25 protein-coding genes and 1 pseudogene are annotated in these 23,526 nt (G+C 71.5%); 14 read left to right on the top strand and 12 right to left on the bottom strand.

Annotation, left to right across the window (positions count from 1 at the left end; genetic code table 11):
• Nucleotides 1–34 precede the first annotated feature (34 nt).
• Genes AB5G72_RS16220 through AB5G72_RS16230 form a run of 3 tightly spaced genes read right to left on the bottom strand, consistent with a single transcriptional unit; the run spans nucleotide 35 to nucleotide 3,760 of the window.
• Nucleotides 35–1,351, bottom strand: a complete 1,317-nt coding sequence (locus tag AB5G72_RS16220; protein WP_440220405.1) for a class I SAM-dependent methyltransferase — start codon at nucleotides 1,349–1,351, stop codon at nucleotides 35–37.
• On the bottom strand, nucleotides 1,348–2,820 hold the full coding sequence (locus AB5G72_RS16225) for an FAD-binding oxidoreductase (protein WP_440220406.1): 1,473 nt from the start codon (nucleotides 2,818–2,820) through the stop codon (nucleotides 1,348–1,350). Before AB5G72_RS16225 ends, AB5G72_RS16220 begins: the two co-directional genes overlap by 4 nt.
• A gap of 10 nt (nucleotides 2,821–2,830) precedes the next feature.
• Entirely contained in the window at nucleotides 2,831–3,760 is a 930-nt protein-coding gene (locus AB5G72_RS16230; protein ID WP_440221516.1) for a sterol desaturase family protein, read from the bottom strand.
• Between the two features lie 142 nt (nucleotides 3,761–3,902).
• On the opposite strand from AB5G72_RS16230, the gene AB5G72_RS16235 reads away from it, so the two are divergent.
• Complete coding sequence (locus AB5G72_RS16235) at nucleotides 3,903–4,463, top strand: DUF732 domain-containing protein (protein ID WP_440220407.1); 561 nt, start codon at nucleotides 3,903–3,905, stop codon at nucleotides 4,461–4,463.
• A gap of 11 nt (nucleotides 4,464–4,474) precedes the next feature.
• Here the strand turns inward: AB5G72_RS16235 and AB5G72_RS16240 are convergent, their stop codons facing one another.
• Nucleotides 4,475–5,623: a patatin-like phospholipase family protein gene (locus AB5G72_RS16240; protein ID WP_440220408.1), complete on the bottom strand. Its 1,149-nt coding sequence runs from the start codon at nucleotides 5,621–5,623 to the stop codon at nucleotides 4,475–4,477.
• A gap of 190 nt (nucleotides 5,624–5,813) precedes the next feature.
• On the opposite strand from AB5G72_RS16240, the gene AB5G72_RS16245 reads away from it, so the two are divergent.
• Both AB5G72_RS16245 and aroD read left to right on the top strand, forming a co-directional pair.
• Nucleotides 5,814–6,296, top strand: a complete 483-nt coding sequence (locus AB5G72_RS16245; protein ID WP_154830188.1) for a DUF4262 domain-containing protein — start codon at nucleotides 5,814–5,816, stop codon at nucleotides 6,294–6,296.
• A 38-nt stretch (nucleotides 6,297–6,334) separates the two neighbouring features.
• On the top strand, nucleotides 6,335–7,114 hold the full coding sequence (gene aroD / locus AB5G72_RS16250) for a type I 3-dehydroquinate dehydratase (RefSeq protein WP_440220409.1): 780 nt from the start codon (nucleotides 6,335–6,337) through the stop codon (nucleotides 7,112–7,114).
• On the opposite strand, the gene AB5G72_RS16255 is transcribed toward aroD, so the two are convergent.
• A complete protein-coding gene (locus tag AB5G72_RS16255) occupies nucleotides 7,111–7,551 on the bottom strand; it encodes an SRPBCC family protein (protein WP_154830186.1) in 441 nt (146 codons plus the stop codon). The two genes, aroD and AB5G72_RS16255, sit on opposite strands and share 4 nt — an antisense overlap.
• 49 nt (nucleotides 7,552–7,600) lie before the next feature.
• On the opposite strand from AB5G72_RS16255, the gene AB5G72_RS16260 reads away from it, so the two are divergent.
• The 3 genes from AB5G72_RS16260 to AB5G72_RS16270 all read left to right on the top strand — a co-directional run bounded on the left by AB5G72_RS16260 (nucleotide 7,601) and on the right by AB5G72_RS16270 (nucleotide 9,493).
• Nucleotides 7,601–8,170, top strand: coding sequence for a DUF1697 domain-containing protein (locus tag AB5G72_RS16260; protein WP_440220410.1), 570 nt, complete (start codon nucleotides 7,601–7,603; stop codon nucleotides 8,168–8,170).
• 250 nt (nucleotides 8,171–8,420) lie between these two features.
• Complete coding sequence (locus AB5G72_RS16265; RefSeq protein ID WP_440220411.1) at nucleotides 8,421–8,981, top strand: DUF2599 domain-containing protein; 561 nt, start codon at nucleotides 8,421–8,423, stop codon at nucleotides 8,979–8,981.
• The gene (locus tag AB5G72_RS16270; RefSeq protein ID WP_163376180.1) at nucleotides 8,978–9,493 is read left to right on the top strand and encodes a GNAT family N-acetyltransferase; all 516 of its coding nucleotides are present in this window, start codon (nucleotides 8,978–8,980) and stop codon (nucleotides 9,491–9,493) included. The genes AB5G72_RS16265 and AB5G72_RS16270 overlap by 4 nt, the downstream gene beginning before the upstream one ends.
• On the opposite strand, the gene AB5G72_RS16275 is transcribed toward AB5G72_RS16270, so the two are convergent.
• Entirely contained in the window at nucleotides 9,417–10,925 is a 1,509-nt protein-coding gene (locus tag AB5G72_RS16275) for a hypothetical protein (RefSeq protein WP_440220412.1), read from the bottom strand. The genes AB5G72_RS16270 and AB5G72_RS16275 overlap by 77 nt on opposite strands.
• A gap of 45 nt (nucleotides 10,926–10,970) precedes the next feature.
• Here AB5G72_RS16275 and AB5G72_RS16280 point away from each other — a divergent pair, with 45 nt between their 5' ends.
• The gene (locus AB5G72_RS16280; protein ID WP_440220413.1) at nucleotides 10,971–11,798 is read left to right on the top strand and encodes an alpha/beta fold hydrolase; all 828 of its coding nucleotides are present in this window, start codon (nucleotides 10,971–10,973) and stop codon (nucleotides 11,796–11,798) included.
• Here AB5G72_RS16280 and AB5G72_RS16285 read toward each other — a convergent pair.
• Nucleotides 11,764–12,516 carry a PAS domain S-box protein gene (locus tag AB5G72_RS16285; RefSeq protein ID WP_271800417.1) on the bottom strand — a complete coding sequence of 251 codons (753 nt, stop codon included), beginning with the start codon at nucleotides 12,514–12,516 and terminating at the stop codon, nucleotides 11,764–11,766. The two genes, AB5G72_RS16280 and AB5G72_RS16285, sit on opposite strands and share 35 nt — an antisense overlap.
• A gap of 170 nt (nucleotides 12,517–12,686) precedes the next feature.
• Here AB5G72_RS16285 and AB5G72_RS16290 point away from each other — a divergent pair, with 170 nt between their 5' ends.
• The 3 genes and pseudogenes from AB5G72_RS16290 (at nucleotide 12,687) to AB5G72_RS16300 (ending at nucleotide 15,802) form a co-directional block, all read left to right on the top strand.
• Nucleotides 12,687–14,345 carry an AMP-dependent synthetase/ligase gene (locus AB5G72_RS16290; protein WP_440220414.1) on the top strand — a complete coding sequence of 553 codons (1,659 nt, stop codon included), beginning with the start codon at nucleotides 12,687–12,689 and terminating at the stop codon, nucleotides 14,343–14,345.
• Nucleotides 14,346–14,401: 56 nt separating this feature from the next.
• Nucleotides 14,402–15,220, top strand: a pseudogene (gene nadE / locus AB5G72_RS16295) (ammonia-dependent NAD(+) synthetase); the annotation flags it as partial.
• A 24-nt stretch (nucleotides 15,221–15,244) separates the two neighbouring features.
• On the top strand, nucleotides 15,245–15,802 hold the full coding sequence (locus tag AB5G72_RS16300; protein WP_440221517.1) for a cysteine hydrolase family protein: 558 nt from the start codon (nucleotides 15,245–15,247) through the stop codon (nucleotides 15,800–15,802).
• A 15-nt stretch (nucleotides 15,803–15,817) separates the two neighbouring features.
• On the opposite strand, the gene AB5G72_RS16305 is transcribed toward AB5G72_RS16300, so the two are convergent.
• The 3 genes from AB5G72_RS16305 to AB5G72_RS16315 form a co-directional block, all read right to left on the bottom strand.
• Complete coding sequence (locus tag AB5G72_RS16305) at nucleotides 15,818–16,825, bottom strand: pirin family protein (RefSeq protein WP_440220415.1); 1,008 nt, start codon at nucleotides 16,823–16,825, stop codon at nucleotides 15,818–15,820.
• A gap of 55 nt (nucleotides 16,826–16,880) precedes the next feature.
• Nucleotides 16,881–17,486, bottom strand: coding sequence for a DedA family protein (locus tag AB5G72_RS16310; RefSeq protein ID WP_120285713.1), 606 nt, complete (start codon nucleotides 17,484–17,486; stop codon nucleotides 16,881–16,883).
• Between the two features lie 74 nt (nucleotides 17,487–17,560).
• Complete coding sequence (locus AB5G72_RS16315; protein ID WP_206473511.1) at nucleotides 17,561–18,193, bottom strand: YdcF family protein; 633 nt, start codon at nucleotides 18,191–18,193, stop codon at nucleotides 17,561–17,563.
• Between the two features lie 112 nt (nucleotides 18,194–18,305).
• Between AB5G72_RS16315 and AB5G72_RS16320 the strand changes: the two genes are divergently transcribed.
• The 3 genes from AB5G72_RS16320 (at nucleotide 18,306) to tpx (ending at nucleotide 20,387) form a co-directional block, all read left to right on the top strand.
• A complete protein-coding gene (locus AB5G72_RS16320; protein ID WP_440220416.1) occupies nucleotides 18,306–18,974 on the top strand; it encodes a DNA-3-methyladenine glycosylase family protein in 669 nt (222 codons plus the stop codon).
• Between the two features lie 11 nt (nucleotides 18,975–18,985).
• Entirely contained in the window at nucleotides 18,986–19,789 is an 804-nt protein-coding gene (locus AB5G72_RS16325; protein ID WP_185951521.1) for an adenylate/guanylate cyclase domain-containing protein, read from the top strand.
• Between the two features lie 100 nt (nucleotides 19,790–19,889).
• Nucleotides 19,890–20,387: a thiol peroxidase gene (gene tpx / locus AB5G72_RS16330; RefSeq protein ID WP_163376173.1), complete on the top strand. Its 498-nt coding sequence runs from the start codon at nucleotides 19,890–19,892 to the stop codon at nucleotides 20,385–20,387.
• A 117-nt stretch (nucleotides 20,388–20,504) separates the two neighbouring features.
• Here the strand turns inward: tpx and AB5G72_RS16335 are convergent, their stop codons facing one another.
• Nucleotides 20,505–21,068 (bottom strand): NADPH-dependent FMN reductase, encoded by a 564-nt coding sequence (locus AB5G72_RS16335; RefSeq protein WP_067718956.1) that lies wholly within the window; start codon nucleotides 21,066–21,068, stop codon nucleotides 20,505–20,507.
• A gap of 66 nt (nucleotides 21,069–21,134) precedes the next feature.
• Entirely contained in the window at nucleotides 21,135–21,947 is an 813-nt protein-coding gene (locus tag AB5G72_RS16340) for a hotdog fold thioesterase (RefSeq protein WP_440220417.1), read from the bottom strand.
• Nucleotides 21,948–22,021: 74 nt separating this feature from the next.
• Between AB5G72_RS16340 and AB5G72_RS16345 the strand changes: the two genes are divergently transcribed.
• Nucleotides 22,022–23,503, top strand: a complete 1,482-nt coding sequence (locus tag AB5G72_RS16345) for a sensor histidine kinase (RefSeq protein ID WP_440220418.1) — start codon at nucleotides 22,022–22,024, stop codon at nucleotides 23,501–23,503.
• The last annotated feature ends 23 nt before the right edge of the window (nucleotides 23,504–23,526 follow it).

A 23,526-nucleotide genomic window follows, 5' to 3' on the forward strand; every position in this document is an offset into this window, starting at 1 on the left:
TCTCGACGAGGGCGGCCTCTCGCTCAGGCGTTCGTCAGGCCTGCCACCACGGCCGCAGCGGCACATCCCAGGTCATGGTGTCGCCCAGCCGGACCGCGAGGATCTGGTGCAGCTGGATCTTGTTGTGTTCGAACCCGTACTGGCACGCGCCCATGTAGAGGCCCCACAGTTTGGCCATGGGCTCGCCGACCTCCTCCACGGCGTCGTCCCAGTGCTCGACCAGGTTGGCGCACCAGTCCCGCAGGGTGAACGCGTAGTGCTGGCGCAGGTTCTCCTCGTGCACCACCTCGAAGCCCGCGTTCTCGGCCTCCAGGTGCACGGTCCCCGCGCCGGCGAGCTCACCGTCGGGGAAGATGTACCGGTCGATGAACTGCCCCGCCTTGACCGTGCGCGAGTTGTCCGGCCGGGTGATGCAGTGATTGAGCAGGCGCCCGCCGGGCCGCAGATAATTATGCAGCCGGGTGAAGTAGTCGTGGTAGTTCTTGCGGCCGATGTGCTCGGTGATGCCGATCGAGCTGACGGCGTCGAAGTCGAGTTCGGGTACGTCCCGGTAGTCCTGCAACCGGACCTCCGCGAGGTCGCCCAACCCGTCGCGCGCGATCGCGGCCTGTCCCCACTCGGCCTGCTCCTTGGACAGGGTCACGCCGATCACCCGCACGCCCCGCGCGGCGGCGTAGCGGACCATGCCGCCCCAACCGCACCCCACGTCGAGCAGCCGGTCGCCGGCCTGGAGACCCAGCTTGTCGAACACCAGCCGGTACTTGTTCTCCTGCGCCTCCTCGAGGGAGGTGTCGGGGGCGGTGTAGCAGGCGCACGTGTACGTCATGGATTCCCCGAGGATCCACTCGTAGAAGCGGTTCGACACGTCGTAGTGGTAGCTGACGACCTCGGAGTCCCGCTCCTTGGAGTGTCGGCGCATCCCCGACACCACCCGCTTCCACGCGGGCTTGACCTCCATGGGCGGCGTGGGGAGGAATCTGATGTTCTCCGTGCCCACCGCCCGGGCGATCCGGGCGAGGGTCCGGGCATCGGGGGTGCGGGTCATGTGTTTGCGGAAGACCTCGAGCGCCCCGAACACGTCGTGGGGCGCCCCGGGGTGGACACCGTCCATCTCGAGTTCACCCATGAGGTAGGCCCGCGCGAGCCCGAGGTCACCGGGGGCGGTGACGAAGTACTGCAGCGCCTTCTCGCTCTTCAGCCGCAGCACCAGGTCACTGTTCTCCGGTCCGATCGAGGACCCGTCGTAGGCCTCGATCCGCAGGGGCGGTTCACCGGCGGCGAAGGCGCCGATGATCTCGCCGATCGTCATCTTCCCCGGGGCACCAGCGGTCCCCGCACTCGTCGTGGTCACCGTGCACCCACCGCCTTGTCGTAGAGGGTCGCGAACCGGCCCTCGGGATCGAATTCCGTCTTGAGCCTGCCAGCGTGGTCACCGCCGTAGAGCTGGGCGAACTCCTCGCGGGAGTAGAAGACCTCCGAGTACAGCGACTTGTGACCGCCGAGCCTGGAGACCTCCTCCTCGATGCGCCGGTTCCACGCCCCCTCGGCCATGCCGGGTCCGATCGGCGCGGACGACCAGAAGCCGATGTTGACGTAGGTCGTGTCCGGGGCCAGCGGGTACAGCGGCCAGGGCCGGTCGGAGCCGGGGCCGCCGCCCACGCCGGGCGAGGGGCTGGACTCGCGCAGGCGCAGCGGGCAGATCCACAGCGGCTCGATGGGCACCTCGCGCAGGAACCACCCGAGGAAGTCGGCGGTGTGGTCGATGGTGACCTCCACGTCCTGCACCACCCGCTCGCGCGGGCCCTCGCCCTTGAGCGCGCCGATCCTGTTGCCCAGGTCGTACTTGTGGTCCAACCCGATGATCTTCCAGTACGCCGAGCTCCTCAGCAGCTGTTGCGGCCACAACCTGCGGATGCGCGGATTCTGCACACCGAACGCCCGGGAGCACCAGAACCAGTCCGTGTCCCAACGCCAGAGGTAGTCGCGGATGGTCAGGCGGTCGCGCTCCACCGAGCCGGCGGGACCGCCGTGTTGGATCGAGCGGTAGAAGATCGCCTGCTTGTCGGCCACCCCGGTGTAGTCCGAGACGGGCCCCGGCTCGTCGGTCCGCCGACCCAGGCACAGGTACGACTCGTCGGCCGAGAACACGACCCCGTCCAGGAAGTCGACCTCCTCGTCGTCGTATCGCTCGTCCTCGCTGATCCGCGCCAACGCCGACTCGAGCGCGGTGAGGGAGTCGAATCGCACGTGTCGCAGTTCCACGAAGCGCCCCACCGGTTCGAGCGCGATCCGCAGCCGCACCGCGTACCCGAGCGAGCCGTAGGAGTTGGGGAAACCACGGAAGAGCGCGCGTTCGCGCTCGGTGCCGTCGGGGCGGGCGGTGACGATCTCGCCGGTGCCGGTGAGCACGTCCATCTCGAGCACGGACTCGTGCGGTAGGCCCAGGCGGAACGAGGAGGACTCGATGCCCAGCCCGGTGACCGCGCCACCGAGGGTGATGGTCTTGAGCTGCGGCACCACGTACGGCATCAGCCCGTGCGGCAGCGTCGCGTCGACCAGGTCCTCGTAGGTGCACATGCCCTGGACGTCGGCGGTGCGCGCCCCGGGGTCGACGGAGATGACGCGCGTGAGACCGGAGGTGTCGAGACCGGGCGACGACGACGAGGCGCGCGGCCGGAACAGGTTGGACGTCCGCTTGGCCAGCCGAACCGGTTCACCTGCGGGCACGGCCCGGAAGCTCTCGACCAGTCGCCGCACGCCTTCGTCATGTCGGGCGGTACCCACGACGAGTGGGTCGGCGAGGCTGGTGGCAGTTCCCATGCGCCCCACCCTAGTGCGGCTCGGGGACCCCGGCGCATGATCGGGGGATGGGTGCCGGCACCGGGGCGGGCCTCCACCCCGGTGGGCCGAACGCGTAGCCGAGCCGCTCGCGCCAGCTCGCGGCACCGCGGAGGTCCCGCCAGATGGCGACGTACTCGTGCGTCTGGAGCCAGAACGGGTTGTGCGAGGTCACCGGCGTCGTGAGCCCGTAGATGGGCCGGTGGGTCTCGGGGCGGAAGGTGCCGAACAGGCGGTCCCAGATGATGAGGATCCCGCCGTAGTTGCGGTCCAGGTATTCGGCGTCGCTGCCGTGGTGCACGCGGTGGTGAGAGGGGGTGTTGAACACGAACTCGACCGGTCCGGGCAGCCGACCGATGCGCTCGGTGTGCACGAAGAACTGGTAGACGAGCGAGATCGAGAACCCGGTGAAGACCATCCACGGCGGCACCCCCAACAGCGGTAGAGGCAGCCAGGCGACGATCTCGCCGGAGTTGTTCCACTTCTGGCGCAGGGCGGTCGCGAAGTTGTAGTACTCGCTCGAATGGTGGGCCTGGTGGGTGGCCCAGACGAGCCGGATCCGGTGCGCGCCGCGGTGGTACCAGTAGTAGAGGAAATCGTTGCCGACGATCGCGAGGACCCACGTGTACCAGGCATCCGACGGCAGATGCCACGGCGCGACGTAGACCCACACCGCGGCGTAGATCACCAGGCCGATCAGCTTCCCGACCAGCCAGAACGCCTGCGAACCGGCGCCCATCAGGAGCGAGGTGACGGCGTCCCGAGGCTGGTAGCCACCCGGCTCCCGGGCCTCGAGCACCCGCGCCGAGATCCACTCGATGGCGACGAACGCGATGAACACCGGAAGTGCCAGCAGAACCGGCTCGTGCAACGGATCCGCGAGGGCCCCGAGCGCGCGACCCAGCGATTCGGAGTACCCCATCTCGTTCACATCTCGATTGTGACACCACTCACAGACAATCGGGACATCAGGCCCGACCCGGCCGCTCGGGTGCAATACCCTCGCGACAGCACCGGCCCCGAGTGCCGGTGTTGCGCAACCGACTCGAAGAGGAGGACCCACCGTGGCCGTCACACCCCGGTCCGCACGCACCCGTTCCCGCCCCCTCGCCGCCGCATCCGGCCTTGCAGCTCTGGCCCTCGTACTGGGGGCCTGCGGAGAGGAGGGCGAGGCGCAGCAGGCCGTCGGCGAGGCCACCAGCGCGGTGGGCTCCGTCGCCGCCGAGGCGACGTCGGCGGTCGGTGACGCGATGAACGACGGCGGGGAAGGCGGCGAGGGCGGCGTCACGACCGGCAACGGCCCGCAGCCCGAGGGCTCCGAGGAGGGTGGGGGCGAGAGCCCGAACCCGGACGAGGAGTTCCTGAACGACATCCGGCGGGTCGGCGTGGACACGCCGGACGAGCAGGACTACATCACCCGGGGTCGCGACGCCTGCACCTCGTTCGACGAGGGGACCGGCTACATCGACGTGCTCCAGATGTACAACGACGCCCATCCCGATGCTCCCGTGACCGAGGCACCGGCAGTGGTGACGGCCGCGGTCAAGGCGTACTGCTCGCAGCACCTGCCACTCGTCGGCGACGGAGGCGAGAACGGCGGTGGCGAGAACGGCGGAGGCGCCTAGGACCGACCCCGTCAGATCCCGGCGCGGTCGAGCGCCTCGGCGGTGAGGCGGCGGCCCAGCGCGATCAGCTCGTCCGCCCGGTGGAAGTCGAACGTCGAACACGCGTCCGAGGGGACCTCCACCAGCACATCGGGGCGGTTGCCGGCCATGCGGTAAGCCGTCACGATGCTCTCCATCGCCTCGATGGTGTGGGTGACCACGTCGAAGATCCGTAGGGACCCGGGAAGGGATTCCTCGGCATCGGCGGCGACCTCCTGCTCGCCCTCGTCGACCGCCTCTTCCACCACGTCAGACGGCTGACCGGGCGCCCGGACTCCGGCCGTCCCGTCGTAGACGCCGTCGACAGGGTCGTCGGCCGCGTCGTCGGCCACGTCACCGCCGGCATCCGATGAGTCCTCGTCCTCCGGGACAGCCGGATCCTGACCGAATCGCGCGGCGATCAATCGCACCAGGTCGCCGTCGCGGACGTCCGCCGCCGCGGTCCGGATCCGACCGGTCAGCTTGCCCGCCGGCCCCGGCCCGGCCGGGACGCCTCTCCGGGAGATTTTGGGCTCGGCCTCGGGGGACACCTCGTCCGGGTCCGAGCTCTCCTGGAACGTCGACCCGCGGATCCCGGACCGACGACCCGTCAGCGAGACCGCGAGCAGCAGGTCGCTGTTCACGGGCGCCAACGGTTCCAGCGGGACGGGGTTGGTCACGCCACCGTCGACGATCAACCGCCCTCCGACCAACGCCGGGGTGATGACGCTGGGGATGGCGAACGACGCCCGCACCGCCACGTCCGCGGGGCCGCGGGTGAACCAGACCTCCCGGCGGGCCCGCAGATCGGTGGCGACGGCGGTGAACGGGATCTCGAGATCCTCGATGCGGACGTCGTCCAACATCGCCCCGATCACCGCCATGATCCTGTTCGCCCGGATGGCGCCGCCGCCCGCGAAGGAGACGTCGAGGAGCCGCAGGACGGCGGGCTGGGTCAGGCCCCGCACCCACTTCTCGAAGTCGTCGAGCTTGCCGGCCGCGTAGAGAGCACCCACGACGGCACCCATCGACGCCCCGGAGACACCGACCACCTCGTGTCCACGTGCCTGCAGCTCACGGATCACGCCGATGTGCGTGTATCCACGCGCCCCGCCCGAGCCCAGTGCCAACGCGACCCTCACAGGCGCCCCTTCCGGTCGAGTCCGACCACGCGTCCCCCGCGTGTCCGCCCCCAGTGTGCACCCGTCCCGTCCCGGTACACGACCTCATCTTCACGGTCCGTGTCGTAGGTGGGATCTACCGTCGACACCGCATCGAGCACCTGTTCGACGCCGGGCACCGGGCCCGATACACCCGCACAGAGGAGATCCCATGTCCCACACCGCCATCCCACCCCGTACCGGCTCCGCCTACGCCCCCACCATCGACCGCGACATGCTGCGGGTCGCCGCTAACGTCGAGCGCTCCGGGATGCACGTCGTCCACGTCGGCGAGGGCTGCGACTGCGGCGACTGCGCCGCCACACCACTTCCTCCGGACGACAGGTTCGGCTACACCATCGGACTGACGGATCTGGGGCACCCCGAGTTGCTCGTGCGGGGCCTGTCGGCGCGGGAGACCGCCGATCTGCTGGGCCGGTGGGGCGAGACCGTCCTGGCCGGCCAGGTCTTCGATGCCGGGCACCTGCTGTGCGAGGGCTCCGGCGGCCCGACCTGGGAACTGGTCCCCGTACGCCGGCCGTCCCGCACCCTGCGCTGGGCGGGCAGGTACTACCGCACCTCCGGAACCGGGGGCCTGGCCGCGCTGGAGTTGATCCCGGCCCGCCGGCCGTGCCCCTGCGAGGGGTGTAGCTGACGGTCCGGGCCCGGCGGGGGTCGTCGTAGGGTCTAACCATGCCCCGTCACCAGCTGCACCTGGATGCGCGTTCGCCGTCGATCATCGTCCCGATCACCGCCGGCGACCTCACGCAACTGGAGCAGCAGGCCGCGGCGTTGGCCGACGATCCCGTGGTCGATCTCGTCGAGTGGCGGGTCGACCTCTACGAGCCCGCCCCCGCCCGGTCCGGGGCGGCCGCCGCCGAGGCCGGGACGTCGACCGATCCCGGCCCGGCGGTGGCAGCGCTCGAGGCCCTGGCCGGGCTGCTTCCGGACACCCCGATCCTGGCCACGTTCCGCACCACGGCCGAGGGCGGTAGTGCCGGGATCACCGACGACGCCTACATCGCGCTGGTCGCATCTCTCGCGGCGACCGGCCTGGTGGCGGCGGTGGACGTCGAGCACAGGCACCCGCGGGCGGCACGGGCGATCGAGGCGGCCCACGCGCACGGCACCTCGGTGGTGGCGTCGAACCACGACTTCGATGCCACCCCACCGGCCGCGGAGATCGTCGCTCGACTGGAGGCCATGGAAGCCGCCGGGGCGGACGTGGCCAAGATCGCCGTGATGCCTCGCACGGCGGCCGACGTGGTGACGCTGATCGCGGCCACCGAGAGTCGCCACCGCGTCGCCGGTATCCCGCTGATCACCATGTCTATGGGCGCGCTCGGGGCGGTGACGCGTATCGGCGGCGGCACGTTCGGATCGGCGGCCACCTTCGCCACCGTGGGCGCGGCTTCGGCGCCGGGGCAGTTGCCGGCGGCCGGGGTGCGGGCCGCGCTCGATCTGCTGGGTTAGCCGTAGCGCCGCAGGACCTCCTTGCGGAGGCCGGAGGTGGCCACGTCCGCGATGTGCTTCTGGGCCTTCTTGAGCATCACTCCGGGAAATTTGATCTTGAGGTCCACCTCGAGGTCGAAGACCACCTCGGTGGTGCCGTCGCCCTTGTCCGTCAGCACATAACGCGCGTTCTGCACATTCTGGGTGCTGCTCTCGACGAGCGACCAGCTCACCTCGCCGTCGTACCACTCGTACCGCACGACCATCTCGTCGGTCACGCCGTACTGCGCGATCTTCTCCCACACCACGATCGGCCACCCCTCGTCGTCGGCCTCGCGGATCTCGACCTCGCGGTGGGCCTCCGACCAGTCGACGAGGGATTCGACGTCGGCGAGGACCTCCATGATCTCCGGGATGCCGGCCTCGATCGTGGTCACTGACTGCACTGACACTGCCATGGTCGCCAAAGTTACCCTCGCGGCCCGCCCGTGGTGCGAGGATCGGTCCATGAACGCCGCAGCCGGTCCCGGCGGGTCGAGCGCAGACCGCAAGGTCGCGTTGCTGCGGGGGATCAACGTGGGCAGGTCGGCCAGGATCGCGATGGCGGACCTGCGGGCCTGCACCGAGGAGTCGGGCTGCACGGAGGTGAGAACCGTCCTCGCCACCGGGAACGTCGTGCTCACCGACCCACGCACCGAGGACGAACTCCGGGCGGTGCTCGAAGCCGCCTACGCCGACAGGTTCGGATACGACGCGGTGGTGCAGGTCCTCACCCGCGATGCGGTCGAGGAGGCGGTGGCGGCGTACCCGTTCGAGTCGCTCGACGAGCACCACGACTACGTCGTGTTCTCCGATGACCCGGCGGTCACCCGGGCGGTCGCCGAGGCGATGGGCGCGGCGATCGAGCCCGGCGGCACCGAGGTCGTGACAGCGGGATCAGGGTGCGTGTACTGGCGGGTTCCCAAGGGGGCGACGCTGAACTCGGCCGCCGGCAAGGCCTCCGGCAACCGAGCGCATGACCGTCACCTGACGAGCAGGAACCTCCGGACGCTACACAAGATCCTCGCGGTGGGCTGAGACGCGTCAGGGCCCTTGGACGGACGCGCCGATCGTGTCGACGAAGGCAGCGAGGGGCCCGAAGATCGCGGGGAAGATCCCGTCCCACATGGCCTGCAGCTGGGAGAGGTCGAACGGGGGCATCGGTCACGCTCCTTCTGTGGGAGGGGTGGCGTGCGGGCTCTCCGCCTGCGCCGGGTTCCCTTCCGCAGACAGGATCCTCTGCACACGTGCTCGGACGCAACCCTTTGCCCGTGGCAGACTGCGAGCGATGTCCCACCGCCCGCCCACCGGATCCACTGCCGCCGCACTCGGCGCCGTGCTGTTGGCGGCCATCGCGCTGGGTGGGTGCTCGTCGGACCCGCGGGAGCCCGCGCCCGGGGATGCGGGGGCGACGACGTCCGTGTCCACCTCCGCGGCGCGGGTGCCGACGGCCGCGCCGCGGGAGTCCCCGCCCCCGGCGCGGTCGTCGTCCCCCGCCACCGACAGTCCCGTCCCCTCGGAGTGGGGCTCGCCCTCGCCCGTCCCGCCGTTCATCGAGGCCGCGACCTGGGGCGACTCCGACTACGGGGTGACGCTCGAGGTCGCCCCGTCCACCGCCGGCCGCCAGGCGTGGGGGGACGACGATTCGCGAACGGCCTGGCGGGAGGTCGTCCGGCTCGTCCCCGAGGCCGACAGCCCGGGGATGTGGGAGCAGTTCGACTGCCACTGGACCTGGGCGCGACTGCTCGAGCCGGACAAGCCCACCTGGAATCTCGAGCCGTGGCGGCCGGTGGTCTCGCCCGAGCGCATGCTGGCCGAGGGGTGCAACCCGGGAGGGCCGGAGGTGTGAGGGCGATCCGCCGCGCCACCGTGGCCGACGCCGCCGGTTGTCTGGACGTGTACGCGCCGTACGTCCGCGAGACCACGGCGACGTTCGAGACCGAGGTGCCGCCGGTCGACGAGTTCGCGGCGCGGATCGACCGGGCACTGGCGGGGTACGACTGGCTGGTGGCCGAGCTCGACGGCCGGATCGTCGGGTACGCCTACGCCGGGCCGGTCAAGGACCGCGCGGCTTACCGCTGGTCATGCGAGGTGAGCGTCTACGTCGATCCGGGCGCGCACGGCCTCGGGTTGGGGCGGTCGCTGTACCGGGAGCTGTTCGCCCGGCTCGAGGCGGCCGGATTCCGCCGACTGCTGGCGATCGTGACCCTTCCCAACGAGCCGAGTGTGGCTCTACACCTGGCCATGGGGTTCCGCGAGGCGGGCCGGCTGGAACGGATCGGGTTCAAGCACGGGCGGTGGCTCGACGTGGGGTGGCTGCAGGCCGACCTGGGACCGGAGTCCGGCGCGCCGCCCCACTGACCTGCCCGAGGTCTGCCTCGACCTGCCCGCCCGGCCCGGTGCGACCGGCGGCCGGGGTGGCGCGGCGGACCAGCCCGGCGCACAGCTCGTCGAGCCAACCCCCCACCGACCCGCGGGCGGCTTCGGTGCCCGGATAGCGGCAGCGCACGTGCAGCCCCGAACCGCTGACCACGAACCACACCATCACCCCGTCGGTCCGGATCGCGGCCGACACGTGCTGCGGGCTGAGGCTCAGGTCCACGTCAACCGGCAGGCGGCGGTGGTCGAGCCACGAGATCGCGAACATCCCCGGGGTGTGCGGCATCCCGCCGTACGGGGCGAGTATCGGCCCCAGTGCGTGCGAACCGAGGTCGACGGCCTCGCGCACGGCCACCGCGCACGCGGCCGGGTCGGGGTCGTCGCACTCGATCACGGAGTTGGTGATGAACCACCCCACCGAGTCGTTCCAGCGGGCGGAGCGCACATCGTGGCGGGAGTGCACCGGCAGGACCGCGCGCAGGCCCACCCCGGCGCGGCGGTGGAGTACGGCCGTCATCTCGGAGATCGCCAGCGAGATCATGCGTACTCCGCCGGCGGTGGCCGCCTCATCCAGGGCGGCGACCCCGGCCGGGTCGAGCACGTCGCGCACCTCGACCACCTCCTCGCGCGGGGTGGAGATGTCGCCCAGGTCGAGCGGGAATACCGGCATCTCACCGCCACCGCGGGCCAGGATCGCGGCCCAGCGTCGGTGCACCTCGTCCGGCGCGGGCGGGCGGGCGGCGAGCTCGGCGGTGTGGGCGGCGAACGCCGTCGCCGGCGGCAGGCAGGTGCCCGGTTCGAGGCCGCAGGCCAGGTCGTCGAGGCACGAGCAGAAGTCGCGCATCAGCACCAGCAGCGACCAGGCGTCGACGTGGCAGTGGTCGAGCCCGATCACCACGACCGGCCGCTCCCGCTCGTCCCGCGGCTCCACCAGGCACAGCGCGTGCGCCGGCCGGGAGAACGGGCAGCACGCCTTGTCGAACACCCGGCGCAGGACGGCCCTCGGGTCCTCCCCCGGCTCCGCGGGCGGGGTCCGCCACCCGAGTGGCCGCACGGTCACGGGCCGAAGGCGCAGCTCGTCGTCGTTGTCGTCGTCACGGTCGTCGCGGTCGTCGCGGTCGGTCCTCCCCTCGTGCTCGTCGCGGTCGTGCCCGCCTCCGGTGAGCACCGTGCGCAGCGTCTCGTGGCGCGCGACCACCGCGAGCCACGCCCGCGCGACCTCGTCCCGGTCGGCCGGGAACGGCAGCGTGAACGCCACGGCCATCCACGAGCCCGGGCGGGGGCCGAGCGAGGCGTGGCGCGCCTGGTCGAACGAGGGGGATCGATCCTCGCCGTGAGCTGGGGTGACATCGGTCGCAAACCGGTGCACGACGCCGTCGGGGAGCGACATCCGCGTTACGGTGGTGAGCCTCATGGCCCGGACGGTAGGGGCGGCGTGTTACGGGGAAAGGCGCGAAGTGTGACGACGACGAGACGGCTCGACGCCCGGCCCGGCGGGGACGGGCCCGCGCTCGCCCGCGACGTACGCGGGGACGGGCTGCCGGTGGTGCAGTTGCACGGGCTCAGCTCGAGCCGGCGCCGCGACGAGGTGTTCGGCCTCGACCTCACGGCGGGCCGCGACGGCCTGCGGGTCGTGCGCTACGACGCCCGCGGTCACGGTGAGTCCCCGGGCACCGCGGACCCGGACGACTACACGTGGCCGGCGCTGGCCCGCGATCTGCTCGCCCTGCTCGACGAGGAGTTCCCCGGCCAGCGAGTCCACGGTGTGGGTCAGTCGATGGGGTCAGCGACGCTGCTGACCGCGGCGGTGGCCGAGCCGGACCGGTTCGCCTCCCTCACGCTCGGCATCCCGCCGACGGTGTGGCGGTGGCGCCGCGAGCAGTCCCGCCTGTACGACCTCGCCGCGCGGCAGGTCGCCAGGTGGGGCGGCGCGCGGTGGTCGGAGCTGACGCGGACGCCGCCGACGTCCCCCGCGATCGATCCCGACCGGCCGCCCACCGCCCCCGACGTGCGCGACGAGTGGCTGCCCGCTGCGTTCCGGGGCGCGGCCGCGACCGACCTGCCGCCGGAGGAGCAGATCGGGCGGCTGCGGATGCCGGTGCTGCTGCTGGCGTGGCCGCAGGACGCCTCCCACCCGCTCGAGGTGGCCGAGCACCTGCTGGAGCTGCTGCCGGACGCCCGGCTCGAGGTCGCTCGCTCCCCGACGGAGGTCGAGGCGTGGCCGCGGGCGGTGTCGGCCTTCATCGGGGGCCTCACTGACGAGACCGCAGCAGCCCCGCCTCGGTAGCGCGGGTGGCCACCGCGGCGCGGCTGCGGGCGCCGAGTCTGGTGGTGATGCGGCTGACGCGGTCCTTGACCGTGTGCACGCTCAGGTGGACGTGGTCGGAGATCTCCTGGTTGGAGTAGCCGTCGGCGATCAGGGCGATGATCTCGAGGTCGTCCTGCAGCCCCATCACGCGCGCCGTCTCGAGCTGGAGCGAGCTCTCCACGGCGTCGAGCGCCTGTTCCGTCCGGCCCGGGTCACCACCGGCGCGGCCGACCATGAGGTTGAGGCGCCGGTAGACCTCGAGCGCGGCGCGCTGCTGCTCCTCGAGCAGTTCCAGGCGCCTGGTCTTGGTGGCCAGGTTCGCCTGGAGCCGCCGCAGCTCGGTCATGTCCCGGCCGACGCCCTGCCGGCCGACCAACCGGCCGTCGCGGTAGATGTTCCCGGCGTGGATCTCCAGGTCGCGGAGCTGGCCGTCCGGCTGCAGGATCCGCGTCTCGAAGAAGCGTCCCGGGTCGGCGCTGGCCATCCCCAGTCGGAAGTGTTCGACGGTCTCCGCGAGGGCGTCGGGGTCGATGACCTTGGCGAAGTGCTCACCGATCAGATCCGCGAGGTCCCAGCCGAAGATCCGTTCGCCGGCGGGGTTGATGTAGGTGAACCTGCCGTCGGTGTCGACGGCGTAGACGACATCCGCCAGGCGGGCCAGGAGGTCCCGGTAGTCGAGGGACGGATCGTCGTGCATCAGCCCAGGCTACGGCAGCGTGTGTGCCCGGCCCGGCCCGCCGGGGCCGGCACCCGTTCGGGTGCTCTTCCACGACCTCCGGGGGTGTCGCCGCGCCCACGAACCGGGCGAGAATGTGAGCCAGACGACACCGCCACCCCGAGAGCCCCGACAACCCCCAGGAAACCATTGTGACCTCCACCGCCACCCCGTCCGCCTCCGCGATCGCCACCCGCCTGGCGGAGTCGGGCACCCTCGCCGACCTGTTCCTCGCCACGGCCGCCGCCCACCCGGGCGCGGTCGCGCTCCGCTCCCACGAGACGGGAGCCGAGGTCACGTACGCACAGGCCCGGGCGCGGGTCGGGGCGATCGCCGACACGCTCCGCGAGCTGGGTGTGGCCCCGGGCGAGCCGGTCGCCCTGATGCTGCGCAACCGGCCGGAGTTCCACCTCGTGGACACCGCCGTGATGATGCTCGGCGCCGTGCCGTTCAGTCTCTACAACACGTCGGCGCCGGATCAGCTCGCCTACGTCCTGGCGGACGCCGGTGTGAAGACCATCGTGACCGAGTCGGCGTTCATCGGGGTCCTCGAGGCCGCGCGGGGGTCCGCCCCGGCGGTGGAGCGGCTCGTCCTGGTGGACGAGCACCCGGCCGGCCACGACGACCTGCTGCGCGAGTTGGCCGCCGAGGAGACCGCTTTCGACTTCTCCTGCGCCGAGGCGATCCGCCCCGACGACCTGCTGACGCTCATCTACACCTCCGGCACCACGGGGCCGCAGAGGGGCGTCGAGCTCACCCACGAGGGCATGATCACGCAGCTTCGCGGAGTCCATGGCGCGGTCCCGCTGCCGGGACACGGGCGCCAGATCTCGTTCCTGCCCGCGGCCCACGTGGCCGATCGCTGGACCTCGCACTACTCCGGCTTCATGGCCTACGCCAACACGGTGACGTGCGTGGCCGACATGGCGGAGCTGCCGGCCGCGCTCGTGGCCACGCGCCCGACCCTGTTCGGCGCCGTCCCGCGGGTCTGGGAGAAGCTCAAGGCCGCACTCGAGGCGGGTTACCCGGGTGACGCCGTGGCCGACTCCGTCGCGAACCCGCAGGTAGCCGAGGCGTTGCGTGCCAAGATCGGACTCGACGAGGCCCGGTGGGTCGTGACCGGGGCGGCCCCCACCCCTCGTGGTGTCCTGGAGTTCTTCACCGCCCTCGGCCTCCCGCTCTGCGAGATGCTGGGGATGTCCGAGGTCTCGTGCTGTGTGGCCACCAACACCCCGGACGCCATCAAGCTCGGGAGCGTCGGAAAGCCGCTCGACACCGTCGAGGTCCGGATCGCCGAGGACGGCGAGGTGGCGGTGCGCGGCCCACAGGTCATGCGGGGGTACCGCGGTGCGCCGGAGAAGACCGCCGAGGCGATCGACGGCGACGGGTGGCTCCACACGGGCGATATCGGCCGGCTCGACGAGGACGGCTACCTGTGGATCGTCGACCGCAAGAAGGAGCTGATCATCAACGCGGCCGGCAAGAACATGTCCCCGGCCAACATCGAGATGGCCATCCGCTCGGCGGGCAACGCGATCTCCCACGTGGCCGTGATCGGCGATCAGCGCCCCTACAACGTCGCCCTGATCGTGGCGGACCCGCAGCGGGCGGGCGACCCGCAACTCGAGAAGGCGATCCGGGCGCAGGTCGATCGCGCCAACGCCACGCTGTCGCGGGTCGAGCAGATCAAGAAGTACACGGTGCTGCGGCAGGACTGGCGCCCCGGGCACGAGCTCACACCCACGATGAAGCTGCGACGCCGGGTGGTCGACGATCTCTACGCGGCGGAGATCGAGCAACTCTTCGCCTGAACGTGGCCACCGGCCTCCGGTGGCGCGCCGCCGCGGCGCATCCACACAATGGGGCCATGCGTGAACTTCAGAGGACGATCATCGACCACCTCGGGGTGAAGCCCGAGATCGACCCGGCCGCCGAGGTCGACCGTCGGGTGCGGTTCCTCGTGGACTACCTGCGGGCGAGCGGCGCCAAAGGGTACGTGCTGGGACTGTCCGGCGGGGTGGACTCGACACTGGCCGGGCGCCTGGCCCAGCTCGCGGTGGAGCGGATCCGCGCGGAGGGCGGGGACGCGGTGTTCGTCGGGATGCGCCTGCCCTACCGGGTGCAGCACGACGAGGCCGACGCCGTCGCCGCGGTGGAGTTCGTCGACGCCGACGAGACCGTGACCGTGAACGTCGCACCGGGGGTCGACGCCCTCAACGGGGCGATCCGGGAGGGCACGGGGGCCGAGCTCACCGACTTCACGAAGGGCAACGCCAAGGCGCGCCACCGCATGGTCGCCCAGTACGCGCTGGCCGGGGACCGCGGACTACTGGTGATCGGCGCCGACCACGCCGCCGAGAACGTCACCGGGTTCTTCACGAAGTTCGGCGACGGCGCCGCGGACGTGTTGCCGCTGTCGGGGCTGAACAAGCGGCAGGGTCGCGCCCTGCTCCGCCAACTGGGCGCCCCGAAGCGACTGTGGGACAAGGTGCCCACCGCCGACCTGCTGGACGAGAACGAGGGCCAGACCGACGAGGACGAACTCGGCCTGCGCTACGACGACATCGATGACTACCTCGAGGGCCGCGACGTCCCCGAGCACGTGGCGCGGACGATCGAGACGGTGTGGCACCGCAACCGGCACAAGCGCACCACGCCGGTCGAGGTCTCGGACACGTGGTGGCGTCCGGGCGAGCAGACCGCCCTCGTGGTGATCGACATGCAGAACTCGTACTTCGAGTTCCCCGAACTGGCGAAGGTGCGCGACGAGCTGGTGCCGCGGGTCAACGAGCTCATCCGTACCGCCCACGACGCCGGACGACCCGTCGTGCTGGTGCGCACCGAGCACTCCCGCGACAAGTCCACGTGGACGCTCAACATGTGCGAGGACGACCAGGGCTTCGCGTTCCCCGGCACCGAGCAGGCGCAGTTCCTCGACGAGTTGGCCACGGGCGATCACGTGGAGGTGGTCAAGACCCGCGACAGCGCCTTCTTCAAGACCGAGCTCAAGGCCCGGCTCGAGCAGCTCGGCGTGGACCACCTGCTGCTGTGCGGGGTGTCGACGCACAGCTGCGTGTCGCAGACGGCGATCGACGGATTCGCCGAGAACCTCCACGTCGCGGTCGCCCGCGGTGCCATCTCGTCGGACAACTCCGCCCTGTCGGAGGCGCTGCTGGACTTCTGCGCCGACCAGATGCGCCAGCCGATCATCGACCAGGAGGCCAGCCTCGAGCTCCTGCGAACCGGCGCCTGGCCCGACGGGGACTGACCCGACGGCCGCGGTCTAACCCACCGGCCGCGTGACGCGGCCGTCGGGGTAGCGGGCGAACCGGGTCTCGCCGCGCGGGTGGACGGGGTCGTTCTGCGGCAGGTCCCAGGTGCCGAACACGCCGGCGCGGTACTCCTGCATGGCGGTGACGATGTCCTCGCGGGTGTTGCCGACGAACGGCCCCTGCTGGACGACCGGGGCGCCGATCGGCCGGGCCTGCAGGACGAGGAACGACGCGCCCTCGTCACCGGCGGTCACGGTGACCGCCTCCGGGGCGAGGACGGCGGCGTCGTACCCCAACTGCCGGTCGTCGACCGTCAGCGGCCCGCCGTAGTTGTAGAGCACCCGGTTCGCCGAGGGGTCGGCACCGGGTAGCTCCGTGCTCACGCCGGGCTCGAGCGTGACGATCCAGATGGCCAGGTGGTTCTCCGGTCGCGCCGCCCAGGAGTGTGGGGGCGGGTCGAGCGCCCGCACGCCGTCGATCTCCCCGGCGATCAGGCGGAACCTCGCGGCGGCGCCATCGGCTCCGCGGACGACGACCGGGGTCTTCTCGGACCAGAACATGTCGAAGTGTGGCTCGGCGGACTTGTCCTCGGGTGCGAGGTTGAGCCAGATCTGGAACAGCTCCATGGTGTTGGGCCGCTCGGTGTCCAGGAGCGGGAACATCTCCGAGTGCGAGATCCCGGAGCCGGCGGTGAGCCACTGGGTGTCGCCGTGGCCGAAACGGGCCGCCGCGCCGAGGGAGTCGGCATGGTCGACCACGCCGTCGAGCACCACGGTCACGGTCTCGAACCCGCGGTGCGGGTGCTGGGGGAAGCCGGGGACGGTCTCACCGTGGTACATCGACCACCCGTCCTTGCCCGAGAAGTCCTGACCCAGGGACCGGCCTGCGAGGGAGGCGGCAGGACGCATGGTCTCGCCCTCGGCCGGAGGGAACTCGTCACGGTGATGGACGGCGAACAGGAACGGGTCGAGGCCCGGCCACTGGCCTCCGAGCGGGACGACCTGGCGGATGGCGGACATGGTTTCCTCCTGCGGTGCACGGGTGAGCTGACACGACTTTTTGCTGTCACATCAGTTAACCGCGTGGGGCGTCGCGGTGTTCCCGCTGCTCCCTGAACTCCAGGTAGGCACGCCGCCCCAGGAACACCGCCAGCAGCACCACGATCGCCGCGACGACGGCGTTGGACGCCCATCCCGCCACCGACTCGATCCGGTGCCACTGCTCACCCAGGAGATACCCGGCCACGACGAACAGCGAGTTCCAGATCAGACTGCCGGCCGTGGTGAGCAGCACGAACAGCAGGAGGCTCATCCGCTCCACACCCGCCGGGATGGAGATGAGGCTGCGCACGACGGGCACCATCCGACCGAAGAAGACCGCGCCCCGCCCGTGGCGGGTGAACCAGCCCTCGGCCTTGTCGAAGTCCGCGACCTGGATCAGCGGGACCCGGTCGAACAGCGCGCGGACCCGCTCGGCACCGAGCCAGAAACCCAGACCGTAGGCGAGGATCGCCCCCAGCACGGACCCGAGGGTGGTCCAGAAGATCGCACCGGCGAGGGTGAACGTGCCCTGCGCCGCGCTGAACCCCGCCAGCGGCAGGATGACCTCGCTGGGGATGGGCGGGAAGACGTTCTCCAGACCCACGACGAGGGCCGCGCCGGGCCCGCCGAGCGCCTCCATGACGCCCACGGCCCAGCCGGCGATCCCGCCGAGATCACCCTCGGTCGAAAGGACCACAGGAGCGGCGACCTCGATCAGCCCCGCGCGACCACGCCGGTGACCGGGATCCGGCCGTCCACGGCCTGGCGGAAGTTGAGCACCGCGCGCTTGACGTGGTCGCCGGTGGTCACGACGACGGCGCCGGTGGTGCCGCGCTCCCGGAAGATCCGGTCGGTGAACTGGGCGTTCTGCACCGTGGAGGCGGAGTTCCCCTCCTCGGTGATCCGGAACGGCGCGATCCCGGCGCCACGCAGCCAGTCGCCCATCGCGCGCGCCTCGGTGCGCCCGTTCTGCGGCACGCCGCCGGTGACGATGATGCGGGCGGTCGGGTACGCCTGCGCCAACCGGTATCCGGTCCGCAGTCGCTCCTCGAGCACGGGGCGGATGCCGCCGTCGGGGAGAAGTCCGGCACCCAGGATGACGATGTCGGTGGTGAACGGGTTGACGGTGAGCACCGCGGGATCGTCCACGGTGGGGACCTCGAAGTCCCCACACAGCGCCAGTAGCTCCTGGCCGACGTTCTGGCAGCCGAGCATCGTCAGGCCGCTGTACAGCGCGACGCCCGACGGCACCTCGGCCGAACCAGCGGAGGCGGTGCCCGCTCCGGCGCCCAGCGCGAGAGCGGCGGCGGCCGCGACGGCGGCGAGACGCCTCTGAGTTCTACGCACGATAACGGTCCTCTCCCGAGCAGTGTCGTGACCAGATGGTTATCGCATTGTGCGTGAAGGTCGTTACCCGAGGCACGGAGCGGTCACGAACGCCCCGCGTACCCTTCACGTCATGCCGGAAGGATACGACAAGGTCACGGCCGTGCGGTACCTCCACGAGGCCGACCCACACCTGCGCGCGCACATCGACGCCGTCGGTCCGTGCACCCTCACCCCGACGCCGGACACGGGGCCGCACACCCTCTTCGACCGGTTGGCCTCGTCGATCCTGTCCCAGCAGCTCTCGGTCAAGGCCGCGGCGACGATCGCGGGCCGGCTGCGCGGGCGGGCGACGAGCGACGCCCAGCTCGACCCCGCGCTCGTGGCCGCGCTGTCCGACGAGGAACTGCGGGCGTGCGGGATCTCGCGGCCGAAGGTGGCCGCCCTGCGGGACCTCGCCGACGCGGTGCGTGGGGGCCGGATCCCCACCCTGGGGGAACTGAGGGACTACGACGACGACGAGGTCATCAGCTCCCTGACGACGGTCCGCGGGATCGGCCGATGGACCGTGGAGATGCTGCTGATCTTCCTGTTGGACAGACCCGACGTGTTCCCCGTGGCCGATGTCGGGGTGCGGCGGGGATTCGAACGGGTGCTGGGCCTGGACGACAAGGCCTCCCCCGCGATGATGCTGGAACACTCGGCTGGCTGGGCACCGTACCGGTCGGTGGCGTCCTGGTACCTGTGGCGGGCGGTGGACCAGACGGGCGAGGCGGCCCCGGCGCCCACCTCCTCGTCCTAGGCTTCACGACCATGGCGAACCTCTACTGGGAGCGGGTGCGGACGGCGACGGCCCGCGCCGCGGCGGGCGCACGAGATGTCAACCGTCATCCCACGTCGGTCGAACTGCTGCGGCGGGCCCGGCGGGCCCTGCCCGGGGACGCCGGTTTCGGCGACCCGCTCTCGGCCGCCGGCCGCGACAGCGCGGGGACGATCGCCCGGGTGGCCGGCCGACTGTTCGACGAGCAGCCCACCGCGTCCCGGGAGGTGACGCTCGGCGGGCTCCAGGTGTGGCACGCCGTGCTCGAGCGCACGGGGCGGGCCGGCGGCGGGAGCGAGGTGACCATCGTGTTCACCGACATCGTCGGGTTCTCCGACTGGGCGATGCGCGCCGGCGATGAGGAGTCGCTGCAGCTCCTCCGACGGGTCGCCGCGGCCACCGAACCCGAGGTGCTCGCCCACCGTGGCGCCGTCGTCAAACGTCTCGGCGACGGACTGATGGCCACGTTCCCGTCTCCCCAGCTGGCGCTGGACGCGGTGGCCGGTTGCCTTGACGGGGTCGCCGGCGTGGAAGTGGCCGGCTGGCGTCCGCGGTTGCGGGTCGGCGTCCACACCGGGCGCCCGCGCCGGATCGGGGACGACTACCTCGGCATGGACGTCAACGTCGCCGCGCGGCTCGCGGAGAAGGCCGGGGCGGGCGAGATCCTCGTCAGCGAGTCCACCCGCGCCGGGCTGGACCCCGACAGCGTGGCGACCCGCCCCAAGCGGACCTTCCGGTGGGGCGGGGTCAAGGGCGTCCCCGACGGGATCGCCGTCTACGTGGCGACCCCGCGCTGAGGAGTTCGGCGGGACCGGGAGCGAGGAACCCGCCATTCGCCGCCCCACCCCGGAACCGGCCGGACCACCGCCGACCGCCGCCATCCGGTAGAACGGACGCATGGCAACCACCAATTTCAAGGGCAACCCCGTCAGCACGTCCGGCGAGCTCCCCGCCGTCGGCTCGAAGGCCCCGGAGTTCGAACTCGTCGGCACCGACCTCGCTCCCGTGACCTCCGGGTCGCTGGCCGGTAAGAAGCTCATCCTCAACATCTTCCCCAGCGTCGACACGGGCGTGTGCGCCCAGTCGGTGCGCACCTTCCACGAGAAGGCCTCCGGCCTGGAGAACACCGAGGTCGTCAACATCTCGGCCGACCTGCCGTTCGCCCACAAGCGCTTCTGCGCCGCCGAGGACATCGAGAACGCCACCGCCGGCTCGACCTTCCGCAGCGACTTCGCCGCGGACTACGGCGTCAAGATGACCGACGGCCCCATGGAGGGCCTGCTGGCCCGCTCGGTCGTCGTGGTCGACGCCGAGGGCAAGGTCGTCTACACGCAGCTCGTCGACGAGATCACCACCGAGCCGGACTACGACGCCGCGCTCGCCGCCGTGAACTGAGCGCACCGCAGCGAACGCACCGCAGCGAACGACGAGGCCCGCCCCCGAAGAAACGGGGGCGGGCCTCCTTGCTCAACTACTGCGTCCGGCTACTGCGCCTGTGTAGCGCGCCGCGACTCAGGCGCTCGCGTCCACCAAGGAGAAGCGGCGGGTGGCCTGCTCGAGCTGATCGAACAGCGTCGCCAGCTCCTCGGAGCGGCGCTCCGCGGGCTGCACGCCCTCGGGGCCGAACTCGGTGAACAAGCTCAGCGAGATCTGCTGACGCACGCCGTACATGTGGAAGTTGGCCACTATCTGCCGCCAGTGCTCCACGGCGCGCACACCACCCTCGGCTCCGTAGGAGACAAAGGCGACGGGCTTGTTCGCCCACTCGCTACCGAGCGAGTCGAAGGCGTTCTTCAGGCCGCCCGGGACACTGTGGTTGTACTCGGGGGTGACAAAGACGAAGGCGTCGTAGGAGTCGATGGTCGAACTCCAGCGCTGCACCCGCTCGTCGGAGTACTGCTTGTTCGCCGCGCCCGGCACCGTGGCCGAGGTGAGCAGCGGGACGTCGAACGACTTGAGGTCGACCAGCTCATAGGTGGCGTCCTGCCGCGCCTGCGATTCCTGCGCGACCCACTCGGCCACGGTCTGCCCGGAACGCTCCTCGCGAATGCTGCCCAGAATGATGCCGATCTTCACGTACGGTCCCCTCTCGTCGTGCGGGTTGCTGATGACGAGAACTCTACTTGATTGACGTGACACCTACTACCGGTGGCCGTAGACCGTGACCGTAGCCACGGCACAGACGCGCCCCCGCTCATCCCTCGTCGTCACCTGGGCGATGCCCCAACTCCGGCCGTCGTGCAGGACCTCGGCCCGGACCGTCACCGGCTGCACCAGCGGGATCTGTCGTACGTACCGCACGTCGAGCGAGGACGAGCTGACCTCGCGTTCGTGCGGGAACACCGCCGCCCCGGCGACCTCCGCGGCCGCCGCGAACACGCCGCCGTGCAGATTGCCCAGCGGGTTGGCCAACGTCGGCTCCGGCGCGATCACGCCCTCCACGACGCGGGTTCCGCCCGGGCCGTCGTCCCGCTCGTCCAGCGTCAGGCACAGGACCTCGGCCAGCGTTCCCGGCGCGAGCCTGGACGGCCACGGCGGCTCGTCGTCGTACCCGTCCGGGTCCACGGCTCCCGCGATCTCCATGGATTTAACCAGTCCGGAGGCGATCACCCCGCCGTCGTCGTCGACGACCTCACCGCGCGTCGTGAGGCAGTGACCGTCGTCGCCCAGGTGGTCCGTGCGGATGCCCAGTCCCGCCGATCCCGCGCGCGGTCGCGCCAACAAGTCCATCCGCAGCTCGGTGGTGACCGTCCACATCCCCTCGGGGCGCCGGCGGTGGTTCTCCGACCCCAGGCCCGAATCCACCAGGACCGCCAGACCGCCGGTGGCGAAACGCCCCGACGGGTCGATGAACTGGTCGTCGACCGGCTGGTGCCAGCTCACCGACCCGTCCGGGTTCGGGCTGAACGTCAACCCCAGGCGGGGCTCCGGGCCGTCGTGCTGCGATTCTCTCACCCGCCGACGCTAACACGTGTTCTCGTTCACTCCCCGCGACCGCGCGCGCCGGATCGCGTCCGCACAATGGAGACGTGCCACTGAACCGCGCGGCCCTCACGACCCCCCGCCGCTGGCCCATCCGCGTCGCCACGACCGTGATCGCCACCGGCATCGTCATCCTCGTGCTGGCGGCAGCGGCGGGCGGTGCGTGGCTGCTCCTGCGGTCGGCCGTGCACGGCGCGATCGACTCCGCCGACCGTGCCCGGGCGGTCGAAGTGGCGGGTGGGCTCGCGGCCCGGGGTCCGCAGGCGTCCCTCGAGCTGGTCTCCGAACCACTGTCTGGGGTGGACCTGGTGCGGGTCGTCGCGCCCGACGGCCGCGTCCTGGCCGGTCAGGTCACCCGCGGCCTCGAGAACGTCCCCGCGCTGCCCTCGCCCGCCTCCGGTCAGGTCATCCAGCGCGACCTCGACGCCCCGAACGGCGCCGACCTCCGCCTCACCTCCGTCGGCGTGGAGGTCCGCGGGGGAACGTTCGCCGTGGACGTGGCCACCGACACCGACCGCTACGACTCCCTCCTGGCCACCGGCGCGGTGCTGTTCCTGGCGTTCGTCCCCGTCGCCGGCCTGGCCACAGCCGTGTTTGTCCACTACGCCATGGGGCGGGTGCTGCGGCCGGTCGAGTCGATCCGCTCCCGCGTCGCCGAGATCTCCGCCTCCGGCCGTGGCGAGCGGGTCCCGGTCCCCGAGGCCGAGGACGAGATCTCCCGCCTGGCCCGGACGATGAACGCCATGCTCGCGCGCCTCGACGCCGCCCGCACCGCACAGGTCGCGTTCGTCGGTGACGCCTCGCACGAGCTGCGCAGCCCACTGTCCACGCTGTCGACGATGCTCGAACTGTCCTCCACCTCCGGCACCCCGGTGGACGTGGAGACCGTCGACGAACTGCTCCTGCCGGAGGTGCAGCGGATGCGCACGATGGTCGAGGACCTGCTCCTGCTGGCCAAGAACGACGAGCGCGGCCGGCCACTGCGGCGCGACGACGTGGACCTCGACGACATCGTGCTCTCCGAGGCCGCCCGGCTCCGCGGCCTCGTCGGCGGAGGCGACGGAGGCGGGGTCGGCGGCGCCAGCAGCGGCAGCGGGCTCGAGGTCGCGGCCTCGGTCGAGCCCGCGCGCCTCGTGGGCGACGCCGATGCCCTGCAGCGCGTGGTGCGCAACCTCGTCGACAACGCCCGCCGCCACGCGCGCGACCGGATCGCGCTGCGGCTCACCGTCGACCGCACGACCCCCGGGGCGCCGCGCGCGGTGGTGTGTGTGGACGACGACGGCGAGGGCGTTCCGCCTGATCAACGGGATTCGGTGTTCGATCGCTTCGCCCGCCTGGACGCGGACCGCGCACGGGGCACGGGCGGATCGGGACTGGGTCTGGCGATCGTCGCCGAGATCACCCGCTCCCACGGCGGCTCGGTCCGGGCGGAGGACGCCCCTGGCGGCGGCGCGAGGTTCGTGGTCGAGCTGCCGGTGGAGATCATGGACGACGCCGCAGACGACTTTCCCGACGGCGGGGCGGGGTGAGGCGGGGAGCGGTGAGGCGTGGG

It is taken from the genome of Dietzia sp. MNB45 (assembly GCF_051994785.1).
Classification (GTDB): Bacteria; Actinomycetota; Actinomycetes; order Mycobacteriales; family Mycobacteriaceae; genus Dietzia; species Dietzia kunjamensis.